Origin of the sequence: Acinetobacter sp. Ac_5812, assembly GCF_013072695.1 — a bacterium.
Lineage (GTDB): Bacteria > Pseudomonadota > Gammaproteobacteria > Pseudomonadales > Moraxellaceae > Acinetobacter.
This window is the reverse complement of record NZ_LXUK01000001.1, coordinates 195170-220003: the sequence shown is the minus strand read 5'-3', so window position 1 is coordinate 220003 and position 24834 is coordinate 195170. Positions and strand designations below refer to the sequence as shown.

The window sequence follows — 24834 nt, the reverse complement described above, 5'->3', positions numbered from 1 at the left end:
ATCATGTAAGGAGAGAGGGGCTTTATTTGAACTGGTGCTAGCATAGCACCCAAGGGGATAAAGCTCTAGTGATTGTTACAATAACTAGAGCCTGAAACGATTAGAGTGATTGCTGGTCTAGCAATAATTGTGCTTCACGAAGACTTAAAGTACCTTCATAGATGGCTCGACCTGTAATCGCACCCAAAATTCCTTTTTTGTCTTTTAGATTGCGTACATCATCCAAATTGGTGACCCCGCCAGAAGCAATCACAGGCAGACCTGAATAGTTGGCCAAGTTCACGGTCTGCTCAACGTTCACACCTTGCATCATGCCATCACGTGCAATATCGGTATACACAATACTCGATACGCCAGCATCGGCAAAACGTTTAGCAAGGTCAGTCGCTTTTACATCAGTCACATTGGCCCAACCATCGGTTGCCACCATGCCATTGATTGCATCAATACCGACAATGATATGACCTGCGAAGCGTTTACATGCTTGGTCAACAAACTCAGGTTCTTTCACGGCTTTGGTACCGATAATCACAAAAGAAACGCCAGCTTCCAAATAGTGTTCGATGGTTTCAAGTGAACGGATACCACCGCCAATTTGAATTGGAAGTTCAGGTTGTGCACGCGCAATCGCTTCAACCACGGGTTTATGAATTGGCGTACCTGCGAAAGCACCATTTAAATCGACTAAATGTAAACGACGTGCGCCTTCATCCACCCAATGTTGTGCAGTTGCCACAGGGTCTTCAGAGAAAACGGTATCGTCTTCCATACGTCCTTGTTTTAAACGGACACATTTACCATCTTTCAGGTCAATTGCTGGGATGATTAGCATGCTTTCGCTCCTTGCATCATCGTAGAGTTTAAATTGGCTACATATTAGCAAAATATTGATCAATCGCTAAGCCTTGTCTGCTAAACCTTGTAGTATTCTCCTGATTTGTTGCAATAATTGGGTTGTGAGTAATTGTTGCTGATACAGTTGCTCGAAGCAGAGCAAGGCGGCATAGGCATCTGCGGCAGCATAATTGATTTGTTGCGGGCTGAGATTTTTAACGGACCAGTTTGAAGTGCTGACCTTTTTACTTTTGGCAAAATAACGTTGGAATAGAAGAGCGATTGCCGTTTGAGTACCGACCTGGCTGCGATAACCAAAACTTGCAAAACTCTTGGATAGATCAATCATTGCATTGGGCTGAATATCTTTAGCACGAAAGATATGCGCATCATTTTTTAGTCCAAAACCAACTTTGAGTTGTTGTTCATTTTCGAGAATCGGTTTGAGGAAGGCTAAAATTTCAGGACTGACTTGGAACAGATAAGCTTGGTTTGCTGTTGCCAGCTGGATCAGGTGAGGCCCCGTTGATTTTTCTCCAACTTTGAAGGTCGGTTTAGATTCGGTGTCGAAACCAAAAACTTGAATAGAAGCGAGTTCAGCTTGAATTATCTGACATTGATCAAGCGTTTGGATCACCAAGATACGATCTGTGCTTAGATTCTGAAATACAGGCAATGCGCGGATTTGTTCTTTGCTTAAAGGGGAAGGGTATTGAGGCGTATCCATTTGCATTAAAAGCTCAAAGCGTTTAATTGAGCTTAAAGGGTTTTGTCACAATAAAAAAGCCAAGTCGAAACTTGGCTTTTAATTTATCGTAGCGGATTAATTCTGTTGGTCCATTTGGATTTGCTGACTTCTTTGTTCATAATCTTGATAAGCAGGGGCAGAGATCGCAGCAATGATGCCGAAAATAAAAGCAAGGGGGATGATGATGATATAAATCCAACCTAATACTTTTTCCCAAGCTGATGTTGCCCGGACAGGACCGAAGTTATTACTTGCCTCACTTCCTTTCGCGCAAAATAAATAAATTAAAAAAAATAAATTAACTACAGGTACAAGCATCAGCAAGGATAACCAGCCACTTTGATTCCGATCATGTAAACGACGAATGGTAAATACAAACGAAAAATAGAGAAGAGCAATATAGACAACGAGAAACAATATAATTGCAAGGATCGGATAATTTTGTGGTTGCTCGACATTTGTTCCAGTGGATAGTACAGCTGTAAATGCCAAGACAAAAATGAGAATCACTGCGACGATTGAACTTAAAAATGTCCAAGCGGCATAGGAAAGTCGACCAAAACGGCCTTTGGGACTCAGTGGGTGATCCACGCTTTGAGTAGATAAATTCATTGTTATTCCTATCTAAGTGTTTTTATGGGATTGTAAAAATTGAAAAATGTATCGTTTAGAATAATAAAGAAAAAATTGCAAAATTAAAGCTTAAATTATTTTATGCGTTGCAGATCAAGTGATAACGAAAAACTTGATCTGCATGAAGTAGGCTTAAATCTTCCATTCCACAAAGTTCTTTAACAGCCGTAGACCAGCGGTATGACTTTTTTCAGGATGGAACTGCGTGGCAAATAAATTGTCTTTGTGAATCGCGGTGCAAAAATTCACGCCGTAATCACAGGTTGCCGCAGTGACTGCGGTATCTTTTGGTTCGACATAATAGCTGTGCACAAAATAGAAGCGCGCATCTTGCTCAATGTTGTTCCACATCGGATGACTTGGATCAAGTTGCTGCACTTGGTTCCAGCCCATATGCGGTACTTTTAAATTTGGGATTTCAGGAAAGTGTTTCACAACACCGTCAAAAATACCCAATGCAGCCACACCGCCATTTTCTTCCGAACTTTGTAGTAGCGCTTGCATGCCGACACAAATCGCAAGCACAGGTTTGTTGAAAGCAGCCTGACGTACCACGTCATCAATCCCAGCTTCATGCATGCCCTGCATGCAGTCACGCATGGCACCGACACCTGGGAAAACAATTTTATCTGCTTTGGCAATCAGTTTTGGGTCATTGGTGACATCAACCGTTGCACCGACATGCTCTAGCGCTTTCGCTGCAGAGTGTAGATTGCCCATGCCATAATCAAGTAAAGCAATACGGGTCATTACAAACTACCTTTGGTCGAAGCGATGGTGTTTTCTGCACGTGGATCAATTTCACAGGCCATACGCAATGCACGAGCCAGTGCTTTAAACACACTTTCGATCTGATGGTGGCTATTTTTGCCTTTCAGGTTATCAATATGTAATGTCATCAGGGCATGATTGACAAAACCTTGGAAGAACTCTGAGAATAAATCGACATCAAAGCTTCCGATGCGGGCACGTGTATATGGAATATCCATAAATAAGCCCGGACGACCAGAAAGATCAACCACAACACGAGACAGTGCTTCATCTAATGGTGCATAAAAATGCCCATAACGACGTAAGCCCTTTTTATCACCTAAAGCTTGCGCAAACGCTTGCCCCAAGGTGATTCCACAGTCTTCGACGGTGTGATGGTCATCAATTTCTAAGTCACCATCGCAATGAATGTCGATATCAAATAGACCATGGCGCTTGATTTGATCAATCATATGGTCTAAAAATGGAACTCCAGTGTTGAGTGTGCCTTGACCAGTACCATCGAGATTGAGACGAACTCGAATTTTTGTTTCGTTGGTATTTCTTACCACTTCACTGATACGTTGCGTCATGGACACGTTCCTCAAAAAACGTCAAAAATGATTGAATTAAAAACCAATAGTTTCGCTGTGACGAAAAAGTGACAGCATCATAGTTTGCTCAGGAGGGTTAATCAATGCCTATTACCGTACATGCTTACAGTTCTCTGGATAATCTAGGAATTCGTACTCAGCTAGAGCGACTTTACGATACCAGCCCAGAGTTTGGCGATGGGCAAGATGCAATGGAACAACTTGAACAAAATCTCCAGCAATATACCACAGTTTACACTGCTGAATTTAACACCAAAATTATAGGTGCAATTTGGGCAACAGGACAAGGTGAAAGCCGTGTTTTGGAATATATTGTGGTACATCCAGCCAATCGCGGGCGTGGGGTTGCAGAACGCTTGGTTGAAGAGGTGTGCCGGATGGAAGAAGAGCAAGGGGTTAAACAGTTTGAACCGGGTTGTGGGGCAATCCATCGCTGTTTATCACATCTTGGCAAAATTTAAGCTTGAGTTTACTGCTTTGCAGCAAAATTAAGCGTTTAAGAGAAAAATCCACAAATTTGCTTGACGGGCTTAGACAAACATTGTTTAATACGCCCACTTTGGCGTGATAGCTCAGTAGGTAGAGCAACGGATTGAAAATCCGTGTGTCCCCAGTTCGATCCTGGGTCTCGCCACCATAAATTTGTATTTTCAATCCCTGATCCCATCAGGGATTTTTTTTACCCTAAAAATGATTGCCTGAAAAATGTGCATTCAAATCAAAAGCTCATGATAATTATTGACTATTGGTCTGAGATACGGCTTAATACACCCCATTGGCGTGATAGCTCAGTAGGTAGAGCAACGGATTGAAAATCCGTGTGTCCCCAGTTCGATCCTGGGTCTCGCCACCATATTCAAAAAGCCTCAAACAAAAGTTTGGGGTTTTTTTTATTGTTTGTTCAAATGATTTGATTCATCTCGGCACTTTAAGCTAAGATTTGTGCGTTTGCACTTAGATGTAAATCATTAAATATAAAGTCAAAAAATAAGACTTTTAAATACATTAAATTATTAATAGAAAGATAAGGGTTTTACGATGTTAAATAACATGAAATTAGGGTTTGCCTCGTTACTTTGTATTTTACTCAGTGCTTGCGGAGGTGGAGGGGATGGTAATATCAGTACGAATTCCTCTTATTCTAAAACAATTATTAAAAATGGCGTGACCTATACTTGTAAATCAGACTCCGCTGCAAATGCATGCGAAAATAATAATAACTGCTCTGCGTGTGAATCATCGAATACCCCAACAACTGTAATTACGGCTCAATGTGCACTCGGTAACAATAATGTTGTAAAAGTGACGGCAGATGGCTGTATTGCGAAGATCGGTGTAAATATTTTTACCAATGTGTGTCAAGGAACAACAACACTGAGAATGCTAACAGGGACTGGTTTTACTCAACAAAAAGTGCTGAGTGAAGGTGGGGCATTTACAACCAAGAATGGTAGCTTAGAGATTAATGGGACTTTGCTCAGCTGTAATTAAAGCCCTAAGCCTAAGGGATGGATAAGATTAAAGGTGGCTTTGTCACCTTTATTTTTGGAAGAAGATATTGTGGAAAAGTGGCTTTATTTACTTTTTTTAATGCTTGGATTTGGGTTGGGGTATTTGGTTGCTGATTACAAGCAGGTGATGCCACCCTCTACCGCGCCAGAAATAACGAAAACAGTAAAACCTGATGCAGCCACAATAAATCATCGACAAGATGTGGCAATTTTGACGTCGCCGGGCTTTACTGCAAATACGGAACATTTAAATACACTCTCTGAGCAGCAACATCAGCAGATTGCTAAAATCATCGAAATGGCATCTGAGCAGCAGGTGGGTGATTATTTGAAAAAGGCTTTTCCGAAACAAGACTTTTCAATGATTCAGAATAAGAAAATATTTGCTCAACGTGCTTTAGAAGAATTGAGCTCAAAAAATGATGAGCAAGCTTTGTCTGGTAGGCTGGTACTCGCCTTAACGCCTGTAATGCCACAGCTTTCAGAAGATCTTCGTCAAGTGCATCAGTTTCAAGAGGTCTTTGCTCATTTCGATACGATGGGTCAATCACCCACGGATGAGCAAATCTTTATTCGTTGGCTCAATCGAGATACAGGGGAAGTGCTGTTATTTACACCGCGTCGAGTCACTCAAAATGTTACTCAAAATTGGGTCAGCACAACACCATCGAATGGATGGCAAGCGGGAACATATGATGTCAAAGTCTATCAGATGCGTGATCAGCTCACACCAATTGCACAGGCCAGCTACCGAATTGTACAAGTTCTATAAGATCGAACTTTTACTGAACAATTCTAAGTCAAAAAGTTTGTTATGTTGGAGGGATGTCAAAAACTAAGAATAAACCCGCATGAAAGACTTATTTTCTGAACACAGTGAACTTTATCAACAGGCGCGGCCAACGTATCCACAAACGTTAGTAAACTGCTTAATAGAGCAACTCGATGGCTTTGCCTGTGCATGGGATTGCGGGGCTGGTTCGGGACAGTTGACTCAACTGATCGCTCCCTATTTTCAGCATGTGGTTGCAACTGATCTCAGTCAAAATCAACTCGATCAGGCCCTAGCATTACCCAATGTAGAGTACTTACAGCAAGCCGCAGAGCAGCCCTCATTTGCAGATCTGTCTTTTGATTTAATTACCGTTGCCCAAGCGATTCACTGGTTTGATTTTGAAAAATTTTATGCAGAAGTAAAACGAACATTAAAGCCAGATGGTCTTTTTGCCGTCATTGGTTATGGCTTAATTCAGTTAGATGATACCGATTTAAATCAGCGAATCGATCAGCTCTATCATCAGACTTTAAAGGGCTTTTGGGATGCAGAGCGACGTTATATTGATGAGCATTACCAAACGATTCCATTTCCCTTTGAAGAAATCGCGATGCCGCAATTTCAGATCGAGTTAGGTTGGACAGGGCCGCAGTTGTGGGACTATCTTAATACTTGGTCTGCAGTAAAGCATTATCAAGATCAGTTGCATGTCAGTCCTTTGGCAAGCTTACAAGATATTTTACAGATACAGCAGCCGATTGGGATTAGCTTTCCAATTTTGCTGAGAGTCGGGCGCTTAGCTGCATCAGAATAGGAAAATAAAAAAGCATGTCGGAACATGCCGCTATAACACGCCTGCGATAAAAAGACTTCCATTCAACAGATGCGACCCTACTTTAACTTGATTAAATAAAAAAGTTTGTTTGCTTGGCTCAATGGTTAAACCTGGGCAGGCTGTTGAGGCATTACCACAAAAGTATTGTTCTCCATCTTCCGTAATGAATTTTAAACTGAAATTGCCCTGTATTTCTTCAATGAGCTCGAGTGTAAGTAGCTGATGTTGTTGTACAAAGCTGAGTTGGTAAATCTTTTGTTCATTTCTAGCTTCAGCCAGTAACTCAGAGTTGGCAGGAATGAGCTTTGCATCTTGATGATTTATGCTTAGATAAGCGTAATTTTTAGGAATAACAAAATTGATATTTAATGATTTAGTTTGTCCAGACTTGGCTTGAAGCAAGAGCTTTTGGGCATGAATCACGATATTTTTATCATCTTCGCGCCAAAGATTTTGGGGGATTGGAGATTTCAGTTGATACAGTTGATCGTGGGTGGTGATGTGTACCAGTGGTTGAGAAGATATGCTGTCTTGTTGAAAAGTGAAATCAAGTGATTGATTTTGATTTTTTAAGCTGAATTGATAAGAAATCGGGTCATTAGGAGCAGAGTGCTGAGAAACGGTGCTATTGATACGAATCAGCTGATAAGGTTGTTGATCGAAAATAAATTGTCCTTGTATGGGGAGTTGAGGAAAACGCTTGGATTTTAAAACAGGCCAGTGTGAAGGGAGCTTAAATTGTAGTTGACCAGAGAGTTGTACGATTTGTTGTTCTGAATGCTCAAGGTGATAACGAATAGGAGCATTGTGAAATTGAAGGTTTAAGTTTTGCTGTGATGTTTGCTGATCAATTTGATAGCTTCCAATCGCTTTCTCTGAAGTAGAGGTCGTATAAACAGACCAAGGAACGTGGTCTTGTTGAACGTCGAGCCGTTGAAAAATGGCAACATTTGAGTTTAGATTTAGATCAATCCAACCTGTAATATTTTTATTTTTGAGTTCAAAAGAGATACTCGAGATAGGATCATTGCCTTTGGCAATCATATCAAACCAAAGTTGATCGGGAGCTAAGTCTACCCGTTCTTGTAATTGATTACTTGAAATTGTGATGAAATAAGGGCTTGTATGGGGGCTTTTGATTAAGGTTGTGAATGTTACAAGGCTGATCAGAATGAGTGATATAAGGAATAACCATAGCGTAATTTTTTTCATTGTATTCGGTTTGATTTTTATTGGATGATCGATTTTCTATAATTTGAATTAAAATAACAAGATGGCTTGATATTTAGGCAATAAAAAAGGTCTTTGTGTGATGCAAAGACCTTTTTGACTTACCGGAGAAGGTACGTCCATAAAAATAATATGAGCGTTAAGCAGACTTCGCCACAGCTGCAGGTGCTAACATATGACCTGTTTCTTCAAAATTGGCATGCCAAGATAAGGCTTCACGGAGAATGTGTGGGGTATGGCCGCCACGTTCGCATGCACGATCAAAGTAATCGTTAAGTGCACCTTGATAAAGTGGATGTACGCAGTTGTCGATAATCACACGGGCACGTTCACGTGGTGCTAAGCCACGAAGATCAGCAAGACCGACTTCAGTCACTAAAATATCAACATCATGTTCGTTATGATCGACATGGCTGACCATTGGTACGATTGATGAGATATCACCACCTTTGGCAATGGATTTAGTCACAAAGATCGCTAAGTGTGCATTACGCGCAAAGTCACCTGAACCACCGATACCGTTCATCATCTTGGTACCGCAAACGTGGGTTGAATTCACGTTACCGTAAATATCAAACTCAAGCGCAGTATTGATACCGATAATCCCTAAACGACGCACGATCTCTGGATGATTAGAGATCTCCTGTGGACGTAATACCAATTTGTCTTTGTAGTGTTCAAGATTACCGAAAACGCGCTCGCCACACTGTGCTGATAAGGTGATTGAACTACCCGAAGCAAACTTCATTTTGCCTGCATCAATCAGTTCAAAAGTACAGTCTTGCAGTACTTCTGAATACATGACTAAATCTTCGAAATTCGAATCTTTAAGTCCTGTTAAAACCGCATTGGCAATTGAACCAATACCTGCCTGTAATGGACCTAAGTTTTTCGCTAAACGGCCTTCTGCGACTTCTTTTTCGAAGAATTTAATCAGGTGATTAGCAATGCCTTGAGTTTCAGCATCAGGCGGAGTCACAGTTGATGGTGAATCTGCTGTGTCATTGAATACGATACCCACGATTTTTGCTGGATCGATTGGAATCGCTGTTGAACCAATACGGTCATCCACTTGTGTTAACGGCAATGGCGTGCGAGTTGGGCGATAGGTTGGGATATAAATATCGTGTAGGCCTTCGAAATTTTCGCTGAGCGAGGTGTTGATTTCGACAATGACTTTTTCTGCAAAAATCGCAAAACTTGCTGAGTTACCGACAGAAGTGGTTGGAACGATATGACCATCTTCGGTAATGGCAACCGCTTCGATCACCGCAACATCAGGACGTTTTAGTTGCTGATTGCGCATCTGTTCAACGGTTTCAGACAAATGTTGGTCGATAAACATCACTTCGCCGTTATTAATCGCGCGACGCAAAGTATTGTCGACTTGGAATGGCATACGACGGGCAAGAACCCCTGCTTCTGTCAATTGTTTGTCTAAGTCGTTGCCGAGACTCGCACCGGTAATTAATGTGATTTTTAACGGATTTTTTTTGGCTTGTTCAACCAATGCTTGTGGGACTGCTTTCGCTTCACCAGCACGGGTAAAACCGCTCATACCAACCGTCATATCATTTTTAATAAACTGAGCTGCCTGCTCTGCACTCATCACTTTGTCATGCAGTGCTGCAAGACGAATACGACTTAAAGACATCATCCATTCTCAATATTGCTTTTCATTGGATATGGAGTTTAGCGCTAAAACATGAAAAGTGAATTGAAATAAGGCTAAGGTCTAATACAGCTGCATACGCTTTATTCATCTGCTTTTCAGTTGCTTATTTTCTGTGTGATATTTGCTTGAATTTATACAGGAAAGGAATATGAGGGAAGGGCGATTTTTGGGTTTGAATCAGTGTGAAACCGAACGAAAGCCATCAATCCAGCATCGATTGGAGTGAAGACTTTAGTCGAAGAGTCTTTAACAGATGATAAGCGGATGCTGATTGAGGCACTTTAAAAATGCCCTGTGAGGGTTTGCTTTATTTTGTCGATAGTATTGTTTTGTGGTTCGTCATTGGGCGCTGGAGGAATGGGGAGGGAAATCACGACTTCCAAGCCACCTTGCTCACGGTTACGAATGTTAATCTGTCCTTGATGGATATCGACAATACGTTTCACAATTGCTAAGCCTAAACCACTGCCTTGAATCGTTCTTGCCGAATTACCACGAACAAAAGGTTGCATTAACTCTTCCACTTGATCCGGTGGAATGCCCTCACCATGGTCGGCAACCGTAATCATAATATGATCATCGACATGGCTGGCAGACAGTTCAATCGGTTCTGCGCCATAACGTTTGGCATTATTAATTAAATTGGCAATCAGGCGTTTTAAAGACAAGCTTCGTGCTGGAATGATCGGTAACTCTTGTGCTTCAAAACGAATATCTAGCGGTTTGAATTGTACCACCAGTTCTTGCAACAGCGTATTCAGGTTGGTTTCTGTCAGTTCTTCATCAGAGCCATCCCGCATGTAGGAAATGAACTGATTTAGAATCGCGTCCATGTCATCGACATCGTAGATCAAACCTTCACGGAAGAACTCATCAGGGAGCATTTCTGCGGTCAAACGAATACGCGTCAACGGTGTGCGTAAATCATGGGAAATACCCGCCAACATAATCTGACGATCACGTTCGGTTTGTTCAAGCGTATATACCATATGGTTAAAAGCTTGGTTCACTTGACGGATTTCAAGCGGTCCGTGATTGGTATCGAGATAAGGTGCTTTGCCTGTTTTACTATAATTATTGGCTGTGTTTTGTAAGCGACGCAAAGGTCGGTTCATTTGTCGAACCAAAATTAAGATAATAATGGACGATACAATTGGAACACCAAACAACCAGCCGGCAATCAGTTCAACACTATAGTTGGTATAGGTCTTTAACGGTTCTCTCACCCAGTTCCCGTTCATTTCTGGCGTTTGAATCCAGATGCGTGGGATCGGTTTAAATTTAAAATAAACCGTGACGTTTTCTACACCCAACTCTTTTGCCAGTTTAGATTCGATCTGATTGGTGAACAGTTCCGCCAAGAATTTGTCTTCAACTTTGGGGAATTCTCTCGGGTCAGTCACATATTCAATGCCGATACGATTTTTTAACCATGTATCGACATCTACTTCGCTATCGCGATGCAGAATACGGATATCCGGATTGTTGACCAGCTCCAATTCAATCGCGAGGTAGCGGGCATGTTGCTGTAATTCAGGAAGATAAAGTGTACGCCAAAAGAACCACAAAGACATAAACAGGCTAAAAAACACCATGAACAGGACCAGAATGGTGGTGCGCATGGCCGCGGAACGCGGTTTAATTTTATCTAAAAAACGTTCCCATTTGGTTCGTGGTCTTTCGGAATAAGCCGAAAAGTCCGTAAACTCTTGTGGATCAATTGGTTCAAGTTTCAACGTTTAATTTCCCAAGCTTATTCAGCGCCATCTGGAACAAAAACGTAGCCTACACCCCATACCGTTTGGATATAGCGGGCACGGGCAGGGTTATCTTCAATTAAACGACGTAGACGAGAGACTTGGACATCAATCGAACGTTCCATTGCACCCCATTCACGGCCACGTGCCAAATTCATCAGTTTGTCACGCGTTAACGGTTCACGTGGATGTTGAACCAGAGCCTTCAGAACGGCAAACTCACCTGTTGTCAGTGTAACCACCTGACCTTCACGAGTTAAAGTACGGGTTGATAAATCCAAAGACCAAGGACCAAAGCTCACCACTTCAACTTGTTGGCTTGGTGCACCAGGTACTTCACGGACTTGACGACGTAATACTGCACGGATACGTGCCAGTAATTCATTTGGGTTGAATGGTTTTGGTAAGTAGTCATCTGCGCCTGCTTCAAGACCCGCGATACGATCAGAGTCACTGCCACGCGCTGTCAGCATAATAATCGGGGTATCGATATTGGACTGGCGCAAGCGACGGCAAATGCTTAAACCATCTTCGACAGGGAGCATAAAATCGAGCACGATTAGCGAGAACAATTCACGTTGTAGTAAACGGTCCATTTGAGTTGCATCATGGGCAGTTTTTACCACAAAGCCTTTGTCTTCTAAAAAGCGTTGTAACAGCGTACGCAAGCGCACATCGTCATCGACCACTAAGATGCGTTCGACCCGGTCTGTCTCATGGTGTACAGTTTCCGTCGATTCGGCAGGTACAACTAAACTCATGATGTGCTCCTTTATCGTTTATTGTCATCGTCTTTATGCAATGCGATTGTGAAATATCAATAGACCTTTGAGTATACGATTCATTGCACAGTTTTGGCTATGTTATAAAGCAACAAATATTGCCAATAAAATCAAGAGATAGATACCAAATATATACAGGCAAAATGATGACAATCAATCTATTTTTCAATATTTAGGCGAAAAAATCTTGGTATTTTAGAAACATTCAGCGATTTGCATAAACTACTTGCACAATATTCAAAAAAACAATGGTGGATTTTATAGCCATGAACTTTATAATCAGTGCTTTTAGACTTAACCCTTGTGGAATCAATCACGATGACTGACTTAGTTCAGCAGTTGGCAAATGAACTTGCCGTACGTCCAAACCAAGTAGAAGCTGCTATTCGTTTAATTGATGAAGGTGCTAGCGTTCCTTTTATTGCACGTTACCGTAAAGAAGTCACGCAAGGCTTAGACGATACGCAATTACGTCAACTCGATACACGTTTAACTTATTTACGTGATTTATTTGAGCGTCGTGAGAAGGTAATCCAATCTTTACAAGAACAAGATAAATTAAGCGATGATTTATTGGCGCGTGTAAATGCAGCTGAGACTAAAAATGCATTAGAAGAAATTTACGCACCGTATCGCCCGAAACGTACCAGTAAATCATTTAAAGCAAAAGAAGCAGGCCTTGGTGCTATTGCTGAAAAAATTATTGCAGACCAAGTTGATCCAACTGAAGCATTGGCTGGTTTTAGTCATGAAGACTACCCAGATGCAGAAAGCCAGCTTGATGCGATTCAGCATATCTTGATTGATGACTGGGCACAAAATATTGCATTAACCACTGAATTAAAACAAACTTTTGCTAAAACTGCGGTATTGAAAAGTGCCGTTGCTTCTGAAGAGAAAAAAGAAGTTGGCAAAAAATTCCGTGATTATTTCGAGTTCTCTGAAAACTTTAATAAAGTCCCTTCACATCGTTTATTGGCGATGCTGCGTGGTCGTCAAGAAAATGTATTGGGTTTGAAAGTTGATGGTGAAGATGATGCGCCATTGGCTCGTATTGAAACTGAATACAATCTTGAACAAATTCAACCACAAATGCGTCAAGATTATTTAAAGCAAACAGCTAAACTGTTTTGGTTAGGCAAGATTCGTCCGCAAATCGAACATTCATTATTAACCGATAAACGTTTGGCTGCTGAAGCTGAAGCAATGGAAGTATTTGCTGAAAACTTACGTCATTTATTGCTTTCTGCCCCTGCTGGCGGTCGTACGACTTTGGGTGTTGACCCAGGTATCCGTACAGGCGTGAAGCTTGCTGTGGTGAGTAATGCCGGTGATGTGCTTGCGCATAGCACCATTTATCCATTCGCTCCAAAAGAAGACAAAGAAGGTTCGATTACTGAACTTGCTCGTTTATGTCGAGAGTTCCACGTGGAACTTATTGCGATTGGTAATGGTACAGCAAGCCGTGAAACTGAAGCTGTGGTTGCGGAAATGATGGCGGCCAATACTGATCTGCAACTGACACGTATCACAGTTAGTGAAGCGGGTGCATCGGTTTACTCTGCAAGTGAATTGGCTTCACAGGAGTTGCCTGAATTGGATGTTTCAATTCGTGGTGCGGTTTCAATTGCACGTCGTTTACAAGATCCGTTGGCTGAACTCGTTAAAATTGATCCTAAATCGATCGGTGTAGGTCAATATCAACATGATGTGAACCAAGCTGGTTTGGCAAAAACATTGGATGCTGTGGTTGAAGACTGTGTGAATGCTGTGGGCGTGGATGTAAATACTGCTTCTCCTGCGATTCTGGCTTATATTGCCGGTTTAAATAAAGCCATTGCGCAACAAATTGTTGAATACCGTAAAGAAAATGGTCGTTTTGATAACCGTCAAGCATTGAAAAAAGTGCCACGTTTAGGCGAGCGTACTTTTGAGCAGTCGGCAGGTTTCTTGCGTGTGCAAGATGGTTCTGAGCCATTGGATGCGTCTGCAGTGCACCCTGAAAGCTATGGGTTGGTGGAAAAAATTGTTGCTGCAAAAGCAACCACGGTAAAAGACATTATCGGTAATACTGAAATCATTCGCCAAGTCAAAGCAGATGAATTTGTAGATGACAAATTTGGTTTACCAACCATTCAAGATGTTTTGGCTGAATTGGAAAAACCAGGCCGTGATCCACGTCCTGAGTTCCGTACTGCGAAATTCCGTGAGGACATTACCGAAGTTGCACAATTGACTGAAGGTATGCAACTTGAAGGTGTGGTCACCAATGTGACCAACTTCGGTGCCTTTGTGGATGTGGGTGTACACCAAGATGGTCTCGTGCATATTTCTGAACTTGCCAATGAATTTGTTTCTGATCCACATAAAGTGGTGAAACCAGGTCAAATTGTGCAAGTACGTGTGATGCAAGTGGACGTGGAACGTAATCGTGTGAATTTGAGTATGCGTGCTGAAGGTTCTGCACCAGCGAAAGCGCCACGTCAGCAACGTCCACAACAAGATCGTACTGAACGTTCAGATCGTAAGCCACAAGGTCAACGTCCACCGCGTAAAGAAGGTGACTTTAAGCGTCCGCAAAATAACAAGCCAAAAACTGAAAAACCACAAGAGCAAAAAATTGGTGGTTTAGGTGCTTTGTTATTACAAGCAGGGATTAAAGGTTCTAAGTAATTAATTAAATGAATAAAAGCCTCTTCGGAGGCTTTTATTTTGAGCGTATTATGGTGTCTTGTCCTGAGCATGTAAGTTTGTATGTCACTTCGCGCAATCATCAATATTAATTAAATCATTCTTTGTAAATTAAGAAATATGTAGGAATTCAGATAAAATCAACAAACAGCAATTTTGTTCTATATATCTATTTAAATCGCGTTAACCTGACATGATGCAAAGAATTCAAAGGAGGTCGTGATGTCGCGTAGACCTCGTGAACAAGTCGATTATTTACACCTAGCAGAACTAGGTGGTCTGGAAATGCTGAAAGCAAGTTACTATCAGCAAGAATTCTCACGACATGTTCATGAAGGATTTTGTATTGGTGTAATTGAAGAAGGCGCACAACGCTTTTATCGCACAGGGGGCAATCATGTTGCACCACAGGGCGATATTATTCTGGTCAATGCCGATGAGGTACATACGGGCTCTGCCGCTGTAGAAACAGGGTGGCGCTATCGTGCAATTTATCCGACCCCCGAAATATTTCACGAACTGACACGTGATTTGACTACCGTGCATGGTACAGCGCCGTGGTTTAGAGAGGCAGTACTCCATGATGAAGGGTTGGCGCAGCAATTCCGTCTGTTATTCGATTTATTGGAACAACCGCATAACACTTTATTAAAACAAACCTTGTTTCTTTCGACCATTGCCTGGTTGGTATCGAAATATAGTCAGGTGAAACCGCAGATTACTGATCTGAGTAATGCCAAGCAACGAATTTTAAATATTAAAGAGCTGATGGCAAGCATGCCAGAGCAGGAGTTCTCTTTGGCTGCACTTGCGGAAATGGCCAATCTGAGTCAGTGGCATTTTTTACGTCAATTTAAAAAACACGTCGGATTATCACCGCATGCATGGTTGGTACAGGCTCGGTTGCAAAAATCACAAAAACTGTTAAGACAAGGGCTTAATTTATCTGAGGTTTCACAGCAATGTGGTTTTTCGGATCAGAGTCATTTTAGTCGTCATTTTCGTCAGACATTCGGTATTACCCCTGGTGGTTATATTTCTTACCTCAAATAAAACAGCAATTTTATACAATTCTCTCTTATCAAATTTTGGCATAGTCATCAGGTCTTTTATGAGCAATTGTGATTTTGATGTTAAGTGAAAGCATAACCGATGATAGGCCAATGACGGTATCACGGGCATTTCTCAATGGAGTAATTAAAATACTGCCGCTGTGTTTTGCTGTATTACCGTGGGGGCTATTGGCAGGCTCGATGGCAATTCAGGCAGGGCTAAGTACTGGGCAAGCGATTGGCATGTCGGCTTTAGTCTTTGCAGGCGCAGCGCAGTTGATGACCTTAGGATTAGTGATGGCAGGAACGCCAGTATTCACCATCATCATTTCAGTCTTTCTGATTACCACACAGCATTATCTATATGCGCTGTATCTGCGTGAAGATATTTCTAAACAGCCTTTAAAACATCGCTTACTGTTGGGCTTTTTGCTGACTGATGAATTGTTTGCGGTGAGTATTAAAAAGCAGCAACACTATATTTACTATTTATTGGGTGCAGGAAGCTGTTTTTATCTATGTTGGGTCTTGTTTAGTCTTTGTGGGGTGCTGCTTGCCTCATCAGTACCGAATCTTGATCAATATCACTTGGACTTTTCGATTGTAGCGACCTTTATCGCGATTGTTATTCCGTTTATTAAAAACATAAATACGTTGGTCGGAGTATTGGTATCCGTGCTGTTAACCTTAGTTTTTCTGAGTCTAGGGATTAAAAGTGCCGCGATTTTGGCAGGGGTGATTGGTATGTTGACCGCGACTTGTTTACAGAATCTTCGGGAGCGTGTGGCATGACTTGGTTCCTTCTGATTATTCTGGCTGTGGTGGTGTTTATGAATCGCTATATTTTGCTAGAACCGAATATTCCGTTACGTTTACCGAAATGGTTTCAACAATCCTTACAGTATTCTGCACCGTGTTTATTGACTGCGATTGCGACACCCATTGTATTTATGGATGAGCATGGCGCATTTCGTTCGACCTTATTTAATCCGTATTTTTTGGCCACGATTTTAACCATCATCATTGCGTATAAGGTGAAACATACCCTATTGACCATTATCCTGAGTCTGGCCTGTTTCTATGCTTTGGTGTTTCTCTTACCTTAGTAGGTTTGGGCATTGCGCTTGAATGCCCAAACCTTTGTCAATATTCGACTTAACGGGTGGTATAACCGCCATTGGCAAAAATCGTTTGTCCAGTAATCCACCAGCCATCGGTAACCAAGAAGCGAACCAAAGGCTCAATATCTTCGATCTTGGTTAAGCCACCTAAAGCAGATGCTGATTTATGATAGGCCACGGCTTCAGGCGCCTCCTGACCGTAGAAAAATGGCGTATCCATTGGACCCGGTGCAACAGCGGTGACGGAGATACCACGTTGACCAAACTCTTTGGATGCGGCACGGGTATAATGCTCGACGGGTGCTTTTAAGCCTTCATAGGTTGAATACAGCCCTGTATACGCCGCAAGTAAACTGGTCACAATAGTACAGATTTTTCCATTGTCATTGAGATGACGACCTGCCGATTGAATAAAAAAATAGGCAATTTTATTGTTGATGTCATTCATGCCATCAAACTCTTGTTCAGTGGTGTCTAAATACGGTTTCTTCAGGACACGACCCACGGTATTAATCGCAATATCGACGCCACCAAAGTTTTCTTTAGCGGTGATAAACAGCTGCTCAATATTTTGGATATCGGATAAATCAGCTTGTACCAACACGGCTTCTGCTCCGAGTGCTTGTACGTCTTTTAAGGTTTGTTCGGCATCGGCTTGGGTTGCAGCACTGTTGTAATGAATCAGTAAATTTGCACCTTGTTCCGCGAACTTACGTGAAATCAAGCCGCCTAAGTTTTTTGCGCCGCCTGTGATCAGTACGGTTTTTCCATTTAGATGATGCTGTGACATGTGTTTGTCCTGATGTTGTTTTGCATAAAAAATATGCTAATTGAATTTATTTGTTTGAAATAGTTGTTAGTATTGAATTGATTGTGCAAAAAAGTTGAACAATAAAAATGGATAAGATTGATCGTTTAAAAATCTTTTGCTTAGTGGCAGAAAAGCAGTCTTTTGCACAAGCCGCGCTGCAATTGGGGCTACCACGTTCCAATGTGACTTATGCGATTCAAACACTGGAAAAAGAATATGAAGTGTTACTGTTTTATCGCACCACGCGTAAAGTGGCTTTAACCCATGAAGGGAGTTTGTTTTACCATGAAGCCATGCGTTTGGTGGCACAGTTAAAAGAGCTGAATCGTTTTAAAACCCATGTACGTAGTCAAGAAGGCAAGATCAGTATTGGTATGCCGAAACGCTTAGCCACACAAGTTCTGATTCCTCATTTATCTGAATTTTATCAACGTTACCCCAAAGTAAAAATGTTGGTGAATGGCAGTGATGATTTTTCTAATTTGATCGAGCAACAGCTGGATTGTGTGGTACGGGTCGGGCAAGTTCAGGATGAATATCTGCTGATTCGTCCTATTAGCCAGACCGAAATATGGACTGTGGCAGCACCACAATATTTGGCAGAGTTTGGCGAACCTCAACGCTTTGAGGAATTACAACAGCACTTCGCGGTGGATTACCATGTCGCTAAACATTATCGAGAGTGGAGTGAACTTTTATTCCAATCACATCGAGTCAAAATGCCGTATCGTTTATTGGTTGAGAATACTGAGGCTTATATTCAGGCAGGTTTAGCAGGTATTGGCATGATTCAAATCCCTGAATTTGATGCAGCGCCTTATGTACAACAAGGACAGTTACAGCGATTATTTATTGATATTCCAAGCTTACAATTACCTGTCAATTTGTTACTGACTGACCGCCAATACCGCCCTAAATATTTTCAGGACTTTATTGACTGGTTAGATGGGTTGTTAAAAACCAAACTGTAATCGGAAAGCGAATGCTCGATTTAGGTGGGTGAAGCATGCGGGCAATAAAAAAGCATACCTGAGTATGCTTTTTTATTTTGGCAAGGATTAATAAAGACCCAGTAAGAAGCCAGCGCCTAAGGTAAAGAAACTGAATAACCAGATCCAGCCAAATGAATAGCGCAAATGGCGTCCCATATCGGTGCCTGTCAGTCCGACTGCAAGCCAAGTTGCGGGTGAGAATGGGCTGACAAAGGTTCCTGCATTGTTGCCAATCGCCATGGCGTACACCACTGAATCGGCATTCACCCCAGCGGTAGCAGTGACTTCCTGCACAATCGGTAACAAGGCAAAGTAATAGGCATCAGTACTGGTAAAGATGTCCATCGGTACACCCAAAATTCCCACCAGAATGTGCAGACTTGCAATCCATGTACTTGGTAGGATTTTAATGAGGTCTAAGGCAATCGATTGCAGCATACCTGATTCAGACAGAATCCCAAGGAAGGCACCTGCCGCAAAAATAATGGCAACCATGCTCAGTGCTTGTGGTGCATGACGGCCAATCACTTCAATCTGTGTTTTCGGTTGCGGGAAGTTGACGATCAAGACCAAGGCAAGGGCAAGCATAAACACATAAGGTGCAGAGAATAGTCCAAATGCCAGACACACGATGGCAGCAACGATCAGACCAAGGTTAAACCATAGATTCTTTGGTTTGGCGTCTTCTTGCAGATCTTCGGCCAGATCTTTAGCCATGCAGTCTTGTTCAAATGGGGTAGTGCCAAGGGCTTGGGCTGCAAGAATACGTTTTTTCTCACGTAAACCCATGAATACGGCAAACACCATCATCCCTGCAACCCCCACCACTTGAACGGGAATCAGACTATGCCAGAGTGTGGCAGCATCTAAACCTGTCGCGGCCGAAGCTCGGCCCAAAGGTCCGCCCCATGGCACCATATTCATTACACCCATACTGCCTGCCATCAGTAATAGCATCAGATAGGGACTCATGCCCAGCTTACGGTAAAGTGGTAATAAAGCAGGAATAATAATTAAAAAAGTGGCAGCGCCTGATCCATCTAAATGTACAATCGCAGCAATCACAGTGGTCATCACAGCAACGATCACGACATTGCCACGGGTCATTTGCACCATGCGTTTAATCATGGGGTCAAAGACATGTAATTCTTTTAAAATGCTAAAAAACAAAATGGCGAATAAAAACATGGTCGCCACTTTGGTCACTTTGGCTAGACCGGCTTCAAAGAAACCAGAAATCTCGCTAATCGAAAAACCAGCAATGAGCGCGCCAATAAGAGGAACAATCGACATCGCAACAATTGGACTGGTTTTACCAGACATCAGTAGCGCAACAATTGTCACAATAATTAGAATACCGATCAGCGTCAGCATTATTTACTCCCTAAAGTTGTAACCTCTTGACATAAAAAAGTGTTAAAAATACACCAAAAATAAAAATTAAAGCGCCGACCATTATGCATAAAAACTTAATTGGTTCTTAGGATTAAGGATAAAAAACAAACAAACAGGCCGAGAAATGAACATTTTGTTTAATTTTTCTGGAAAATTGGTCAGAGTAAAATGATGATTTTAATGAAAAGTAGCCAATTTTTAGATGAAAGCTGGAGATTAAAGCGGTAGATTTAATCGCCAATTCTCTAAAAATACTGCGCTGAGAACAATCAAAATGAAATGACTTGATTTTGACTTCTGTCTTTTTTTGCAGTAGAACATAAATTAGAGTAATTACTCTAATTTTAAGGTTGGATAAAAATGCAGATAGGTCGACACGCTTGGATGGCACAGACTTTGGGGGATTTATCCTTAAAAGATCGTATAGCACTTTTGAGTCATAGCCTGTTGCCTGTGCTAAAACAGAGTATAAAAATGTACAGTTTGGTGAATCGGAGCAGCCCGACTGTTCAGTATGAATTGCGTCTGGATGATCTTGTCTTGCCTGATAGTGTAGATGTGCAACGGGCTTTAGAAGAGATGCAGTCCTGTAGCTCAGCATCTCTGCAAAATCATTGTCTTCGTACATGGTGTTATGCCATTGCTTTTGCCAAGATGCAAAACATGCAACGTGATGATGAATTATTAGCAGTTGCATGCTTATTGCATGATTTAGGCATGACAGAACCACATTATCAGCATCATCAACATTGTCGTTGTTTTGCTGGGCAAGGGGCGTATGCAGCAAAAGATTGGTCGCTTGAACAGGGTTGGCAACCACCCCGAGCGGATCAACTTTTTGAGGTGATCAGTATGCATATGAATCCTTATGTTGGGCTCAATGAGGGAATAGAAGCGCATTTGCTGCAACAAGCGGCCAGTTGTGATGTGATTGGTAGTCGTGGTTTTGAGTTTTCAGAACAGTTTAGACAGCAATTACAGCAAAGATACCCACGACTTGATTTTAATCAGAGCATGATTGAATTTACCCAACAGGAAGCACATGAACGACCAAAATCTCGTACCGCAATGTTAGTGAACAGCGGTTTCAAACAGTTAGTGAATTTAAATCCCTATCTAGAATAAAGCTCAAAATAAAAAACCACCTTTGCTTTTACAAAAGTGGTTTAAATTGAGGACACAATTTATTTAGTGGTCATGTTCAAGATATACAGGTTTTTTCGGTAAGGCCAAACTACATAAGAAACAGATAATCAGCATGACAATCACGTATACGAAGAAGGTATTTTCAATGCCTGCATCTTTAAATAATAACGCCACCGATGGTGCAGAACCGCCAAATAAGGCATTACCGACAGCATAAGAAAAGCCGACACCCAAAGCACGGACATGTGGTGGGAACATTTCAGCTTTGACCAGACCACTGATTGAGGTATAGAAGCTCAGCAACATCATCAAGAAAATCAGTAACAGGGTGATAATCACAGGCGAGTCAGCAAAGCTGCGCATACCTGTGACCATGACTGGATAAATAAAGATTGCGCTGAGTAAACTGAACGCCAGCATGGATGCACGACGTCCAATGCGATCGGAAAGCATACCAAACAGCGGTTGTGCCAGCATAAAGACAAACAGCGCCGTGGTCATGATAAAGCCAACCGTTTTGCCGTCCATACCGATATTGGTGAGGTAGGTTTTTGAATAAACTGTGACCACATAGAAGGTAAGTGAACCAGCTGATGTATAGCCGACAACCAATAGGAAAGTTTTCCAATGCTGTTTAAGCAAGGCGATTAAGCTACCCGATTCTTCACGTTCAGCATCTTCATGTGACAAGGTTTCTTCTAAACGCCTACGGGCGAACAAAGACAATAATGCAGCAACACCACCGATGACGAAAGGAATTCGCCAGCCACCATCATTCAGCTGTTGTTCGGTCATAAAGCCGAGCAAGATCACCCCAAGCAAACTGGCAAGTAACTGACCACCGGAAAGGGTGACATACTGGAATGATGCAAAGAAGCCTCGTTGCCCTTTTAAGCCGAGTTCACTCATATAGGTTGCAACAGCACCATACTCACCACCGACAGAGAGGCCTTGCAGTAAACGTACCATGAGCAGTAAAAAGGGTGCCCACATCCCAACTTGATCATAAGTCGGTAAGGCTGCGAACAGGAATGAACTGAGTGCCATTAAGCAAATTGAAATGACCATTGATTGCTTGCGGCCTTGACGGTCAGCAATACGTCCGAATAGCCAACTGCCGATTGGGCGCATGAAAAAGCTGGCGCCAAACACGCCCCAAACATAAATGGCTTTGGTGGTTGGATCCATATCTGGAGCGGTCAATGCATGGGTAAAATAGGCAGCAAAAACGGCATAAATATAGAAATCGAACCACTCAACTAAATTCCCTGATGCCGCACCGACGATACCTTTGATACGACTTCTTTTTTCTTCCTTGCTATATGTCTGACTCATATATGTTCCTTTTCAACCAAGCAAGATTCTGTAACTGAATCTTTACAGAATGTTATATACCGCTAAAGAAGTATGAAAATGACACTATTTTGTATGCTTTTTATGAATGTATTTTTAGATAGAGAGAATAATACTGGTTTTTAGCTAAATCATTGACAGATAAAGAATGTCAGAATGGTCAATATTGGGAATTTAATGTTTTTAAAAGCAATTAATTGAGCTGTATCAAGGGACAATCTAGGAGCAGGAACAAGCTGATGTTATGTAAATAGATTGTAATAAAGGCATTTTTTAGGATTTTCATCTTTTCATTTCATTTCAATTCAAGACATGGAGTGCTTGTATTGGAAGGTGAGCGTGGCAATCGCATTGGAAATATGTGATCCAGAAATATGTTAGAAGCAAAATCGACAGACGCTACTGATGATTAATACAGCAAAGCTGTGGATAAGTTTTAGTTTATACACATGGGAAGTTGTGGCCATTGCAGAAAGCTTTTAAAGCAATTGGTTGAGGTCTGGAATCGGACAATCTTTCCTTAGGGGGCAAGCTTCACCCTGAGTAAATCGACTTAACATCGTTCTGATTTGATGAAGCTGTGCAATCTTCTCATCTATCAAGTCTAACTTGTCTTGGAAAATGCTTTGTACTTGTGGGGCAGGGATTTCATCTTGGGCTGTCATCGCTAAAATCTGCTTAATTTCATTGAGCGAGAATCCAAGGTTTTTTGCGGTACGAATCAATTGCAGTTGTTGTAGGGTTTGTTCTGAATAATCTTTATAGCCGTTATTACAGGTAATGGATTGGATCAGCTGCATTTTTTCATAAAAGCGAATGGTATCCCGACTTAAATCCGTCTGTTTTGCCAATTGTCCAATTAACATGGCGATCATCCTTATTATTCTTGAATATGTCTAAAAAATGCCTTGACCATTGAGTGTACTCCATCCTTTAGCCTATGCCTACATTCAATCAAAAGAGCAGATGAGATGGAGCATTACAACTTAAAAATCAAACAAAATCAACAAGTTGCCTTGGTTGCAGGTGCAACAGGATTTATTGGTCGCTATTTAATTTTAGAGCTACTGAAGCAAGGATACACGGTTTTTGCCTTAGTTCGGAATCAAGCTAAACAACAACCTGTGCTCACAAATTGGCTCAGTCAAAAAGATGTTTCCATGAATCAATTGAGCTTTATCCAAGGTGATGTGACGCAGGCTAAGCTTGCCATCAGCGAGCAAGATTGGCAAAAATTAAGCGCAGTGAACACTTTATATAATAGTAGTGCGTTGTTTGCGTGGAACCTGAGTATGCAACAAGCGCGTGCCGTAAATGTTGAAGGTGCGTTGAATTTATTAACCTGTGTTCAGCAATATTGTGCTTTGAAGCGAGCAGTACATGTTTCGGGTTATATGCTGACGATCACGGGTCATTTACAGCAGGCAGGGCTTTGTCTTGAACAACCTGAGCGTACCCAATGGCCATCTGTGTACCAGCATTTGGGCGCTTATAAAGCATCTAAAATAGAAGCGCATTTTGCATGGATACAACAGGCTCAACAGCTATCCGTAGATTGGACCATAATTCATCCTGCAACAGTTGTTGGTGATGATGTGTCTGGTGAAATTCCCATGAATCAGCCGATCGCGCAAATGATTGATGTGCTCAAACGGGGAAAAATGGGTGCCATCCCTGCAACGGCTCAACATTATCTACCTTTAATCCGTGTCGATGACTTATGTCGGATAATGGTCAGTGCTTCGGTTGATAGGGCTTTGTCGAATCAAGCGATGTTGGCTGTGAGTGAAAACAATCTGGCTTTGCATCAACTCGCTCAAATGATAGCAGATCAATTACAGGTGAGTGCACCAACTAGGCATATGCCAATCGGGCTGCTGAGATTTATTTTAAAGTGGCAGTGGTTGGCGAAAAAATTAGAAATGTTTACGGAAATGCTGAGCTTTCTAAGAACAGAACAGTTGGATCGAGAACGATTGACGCAGTTTCAACAGCGTTGGCAGATTTCAATGGGAAACTTAGAAGCAGCGATTCGTAAAACAACCGATTGGATGAATCAAAACACAGGCTCTTAAAATACTTATGCATAAAAAAGCAGCCAATCTGTTGAGTGGCTGCTTTTTGAATCA

Annotated in this window: 24 protein-coding genes and 2 tRNA genes; 13 read left to right on the top strand and 13 right to left on the bottom strand. The window is 41.8% G+C overall.

Annotation, left to right across the window (positions count from 1 at the left end):
- Nucleotides 1–100: 100 nt before the first annotated feature.
- From hisA to hisB, 5 genes are all read right to left on the bottom strand, one after another.
- Nucleotides 101–832 carry a 1-(5-phosphoribosyl)-5-[(5-phosphoribosylamino)methylideneamino]imidazole-4-carboxamide isomerase gene (hisA, locus tag A7P55_RS01115; RefSeq protein WP_005317559.1) on the bottom strand — a complete coding sequence of 244 codons (732 nt, stop codon included), beginning with the start codon at nt 830–832 and terminating at the stop codon, nt 101–103.
- A gap of 66 nt (nt 833–898) precedes the next feature.
- A complete protein-coding gene (locus tag A7P55_RS01110) occupies nt 899–1567 on the bottom strand; it encodes a 3'-5' exonuclease (protein ID WP_171550773.1) in 669 nt (222 codons plus the stop codon).
- 90 nt (nt 1568–1657) lie between these two features.
- Nucleotides 1658–2194, bottom strand: coding sequence for a DUF805 domain-containing protein (locus tag A7P55_RS01105; protein WP_171550772.1), 537 nt, complete (start codon nt 2192–2194; stop codon nt 1658–1660).
- Nucleotides 2195–2347: 153 nt separating this feature from the next.
- A complete protein-coding gene (gene hisH, locus A7P55_RS01100) occupies nt 2348–2965 on the bottom strand; it encodes an imidazole glycerol phosphate synthase subunit HisH (RefSeq protein WP_171550771.1) in 618 nt (205 codons plus the stop codon).
- The gene (hisB, locus tag A7P55_RS01095; RefSeq protein ID WP_171550770.1) at nt 2965–3558 is read right to left on the bottom strand and encodes an imidazoleglycerol-phosphate dehydratase HisB; all 594 of its coding nucleotides are present in this window, start codon (nt 3556–3558) and stop codon (nt 2965–2967) included. The genes hisH and hisB overlap by 1 nt, the downstream gene beginning before the upstream one ends.
- 104 nt (nt 3559–3662) lie before the next feature.
- Between hisB and A7P55_RS01090 the strand changes: the two genes are divergently transcribed.
- The 6 genes from A7P55_RS01090 (at nt 3663) to A7P55_RS01065 (ending at nt 6679) form a co-directional block, all read left to right on the top strand.
- Nucleotides 3663–4040, top strand: a complete 378-nt coding sequence (locus A7P55_RS01090; RefSeq protein WP_004657331.1) for a GNAT family N-acetyltransferase — start codon at nt 3663–3665, stop codon at nt 4038–4040.
- A gap of 100 nt (nt 4041–4140) precedes the next feature.
- Nucleotides 4141–4216, top strand: a tRNA-Phe gene (locus tag A7P55_RS01085).
- A gap of 140 nt (nt 4217–4356) precedes the next feature.
- Nucleotides 4357–4432 (top strand) — tRNA-Phe (locus A7P55_RS01080).
- Nucleotides 4433–4617: 185 nt separating this feature from the next.
- Nucleotides 4618–5070: a hypothetical protein gene (locus tag A7P55_RS01075; RefSeq protein WP_171550769.1), complete on the top strand. Its 453-nt coding sequence runs from the start codon at nt 4618–4620 to the stop codon at nt 5068–5070.
- Between the two features lie 69 nt (nt 5071–5139).
- Complete coding sequence (locus A7P55_RS01070) at nt 5140–5862, top strand: hypothetical protein (RefSeq protein WP_171550768.1); 723 nt, start codon at nt 5140–5142, stop codon at nt 5860–5862.
- Nucleotides 5863–5941: 79 nt separating this feature from the next.
- The gene (locus A7P55_RS01065) at nt 5942–6679 is read left to right on the top strand and encodes a class I SAM-dependent methyltransferase (RefSeq protein ID WP_171550767.1); all 738 of its coding nucleotides are present in this window, start codon (nt 5942–5944) and stop codon (nt 6677–6679) included.
- A gap of 30 nt (nt 6680–6709) precedes the next feature.
- On the opposite strand, the gene A7P55_RS01060 is transcribed toward A7P55_RS01065, so the two are convergent.
- The 4 genes from A7P55_RS01060 to ompR form a co-directional block, all read right to left on the bottom strand.
- Nucleotides 6710–7912 (bottom strand): hypothetical protein, encoded by a 1203-nt coding sequence (locus A7P55_RS01060; protein ID WP_171550766.1) that lies wholly within the window; start codon nt 7910–7912, stop codon nt 6710–6712.
- A 157-nt stretch (nt 7913–8069) separates the two neighbouring features.
- Nucleotides 8070–9584, bottom strand: coding sequence for an acetyl-CoA hydrolase/transferase family protein (locus A7P55_RS01055; protein WP_171550765.1), 1515 nt, complete (start codon nt 9582–9584; stop codon nt 8070–8072).
- Nucleotides 9585–9886: 302 nt separating this feature from the next.
- Nucleotides 9887–11341: an ATP-binding protein gene (locus A7P55_RS01050; protein ID WP_171550764.1), complete on the bottom strand. Its 1455-nt coding sequence runs from the start codon at nt 11339–11341 to the stop codon at nt 9887–9889.
- A 17-nt stretch (nt 11342–11358) separates the two neighbouring features.
- A complete protein-coding gene (gene ompR / locus A7P55_RS01045) occupies nt 11359–12123 on the bottom strand; it encodes a two-component system response regulator OmpR (RefSeq protein ID WP_004657337.1) in 765 nt (254 codons plus the stop codon).
- Nucleotides 12124–12462: 339 nt separating this feature from the next.
- Between ompR and A7P55_RS01040 the strand changes: the two genes are divergently transcribed.
- From A7P55_RS01040 to A7P55_RS01025, 4 genes are all read left to right on the top strand, one after another.
- Nucleotides 12463–14817, top strand: a complete 2355-nt coding sequence (locus A7P55_RS01040; RefSeq protein WP_171550763.1) for a Tex family protein — start codon at nt 12463–12465, stop codon at nt 14815–14817.
- Nucleotides 14818–15057: 240 nt separating this feature from the next.
- Nucleotides 15058–15888 carry an AraC family transcriptional regulator gene (locus tag A7P55_RS01035; protein ID WP_171550762.1) on the top strand — a complete coding sequence of 277 codons (831 nt, stop codon included), beginning with the start codon at nt 15058–15060 and terminating at the stop codon, nt 15886–15888.
- Nucleotides 15889–15965: 77 nt separating this feature from the next.
- Nucleotides 15966–16679: an AzlC family ABC transporter permease gene (locus A7P55_RS01030; protein ID WP_171550761.1), complete on the top strand. Its 714-nt coding sequence runs from the start codon at nt 15966–15968 to the stop codon at nt 16677–16679.
- Nucleotides 16676–16993, top strand: a complete 318-nt coding sequence (locus A7P55_RS01025; protein WP_171550760.1) for an AzlD domain-containing protein — start codon at nt 16676–16678, stop codon at nt 16991–16993. Before A7P55_RS01030 ends, A7P55_RS01025 begins: the two co-directional genes overlap by 4 nt.
- 49 nt (nt 16994–17042) lie before the next feature.
- On the opposite strand, the gene A7P55_RS01020 is transcribed toward A7P55_RS01025, so the two are convergent.
- On the bottom strand, nt 17043–17798 hold the full coding sequence (locus A7P55_RS01020) for an SDR family oxidoreductase (RefSeq protein WP_171550759.1): 756 nt from the start codon (nt 17796–17798) through the stop codon (nt 17043–17045).
- Between the two features lie 107 nt (nt 17799–17905).
- On the opposite strand from A7P55_RS01020, the gene A7P55_RS01015 reads away from it, so the two are divergent.
- Nucleotides 17906–18790, top strand: coding sequence for a LysR family transcriptional regulator (locus A7P55_RS01015; protein ID WP_171550758.1), 885 nt, complete (start codon nt 17906–17908; stop codon nt 18788–18790).
- Nucleotides 18791–18877: 87 nt separating this feature from the next.
- On the opposite strand, the gene A7P55_RS01010 is transcribed toward A7P55_RS01015, so the two are convergent.
- Nucleotides 18878–20185 carry a citrate:proton symporter gene (locus A7P55_RS01010; protein WP_171550757.1) on the bottom strand — a complete coding sequence of 436 codons (1308 nt, stop codon included), beginning with the start codon at nt 20183–20185 and terminating at the stop codon, nt 18878–18880.
- A 381-nt stretch (nt 20186–20566) separates the two neighbouring features.
- On the opposite strand from A7P55_RS01010, the gene A7P55_RS01005 reads away from it, so the two are divergent.
- A complete protein-coding gene (locus A7P55_RS01005; protein ID WP_171550756.1) occupies nt 20567–21331 on the top strand; it encodes an HD domain-containing protein in 765 nt (254 codons plus the stop codon).
- Nucleotides 21332–21394: 63 nt separating this feature from the next.
- Here A7P55_RS01005 and A7P55_RS01000 read toward each other — a convergent pair whose 3' ends face one another.
- Both A7P55_RS01000 and A7P55_RS00995 read right to left on the bottom strand, forming a co-directional pair.
- On the bottom strand, nt 21395–22687 hold the full coding sequence (locus tag A7P55_RS01000) for an MFS transporter (protein ID WP_171550755.1): 1293 nt from the start codon (nt 22685–22687) through the stop codon (nt 21395–21397).
- Nucleotides 22688–23184: 497 nt separating this feature from the next.
- On the bottom strand, nt 23185–23571 hold the full coding sequence (locus A7P55_RS00995) for a MerR family DNA-binding protein (protein WP_004803851.1): 387 nt from the start codon (nt 23569–23571) through the stop codon (nt 23185–23187).
- 105 nt (nt 23572–23676) lie between these two features.
- On the opposite strand from A7P55_RS00995, the gene A7P55_RS00990 reads away from it, so the two are divergent.
- On the top strand, nt 23677–24780 hold the full coding sequence (locus A7P55_RS00990; RefSeq protein WP_171550754.1) for an SDR family NAD(P)-dependent oxidoreductase: 1104 nt from the start codon (nt 23677–23679) through the stop codon (nt 24778–24780).
- Nucleotides 24781–24834 lie beyond the last annotated feature (54 nt).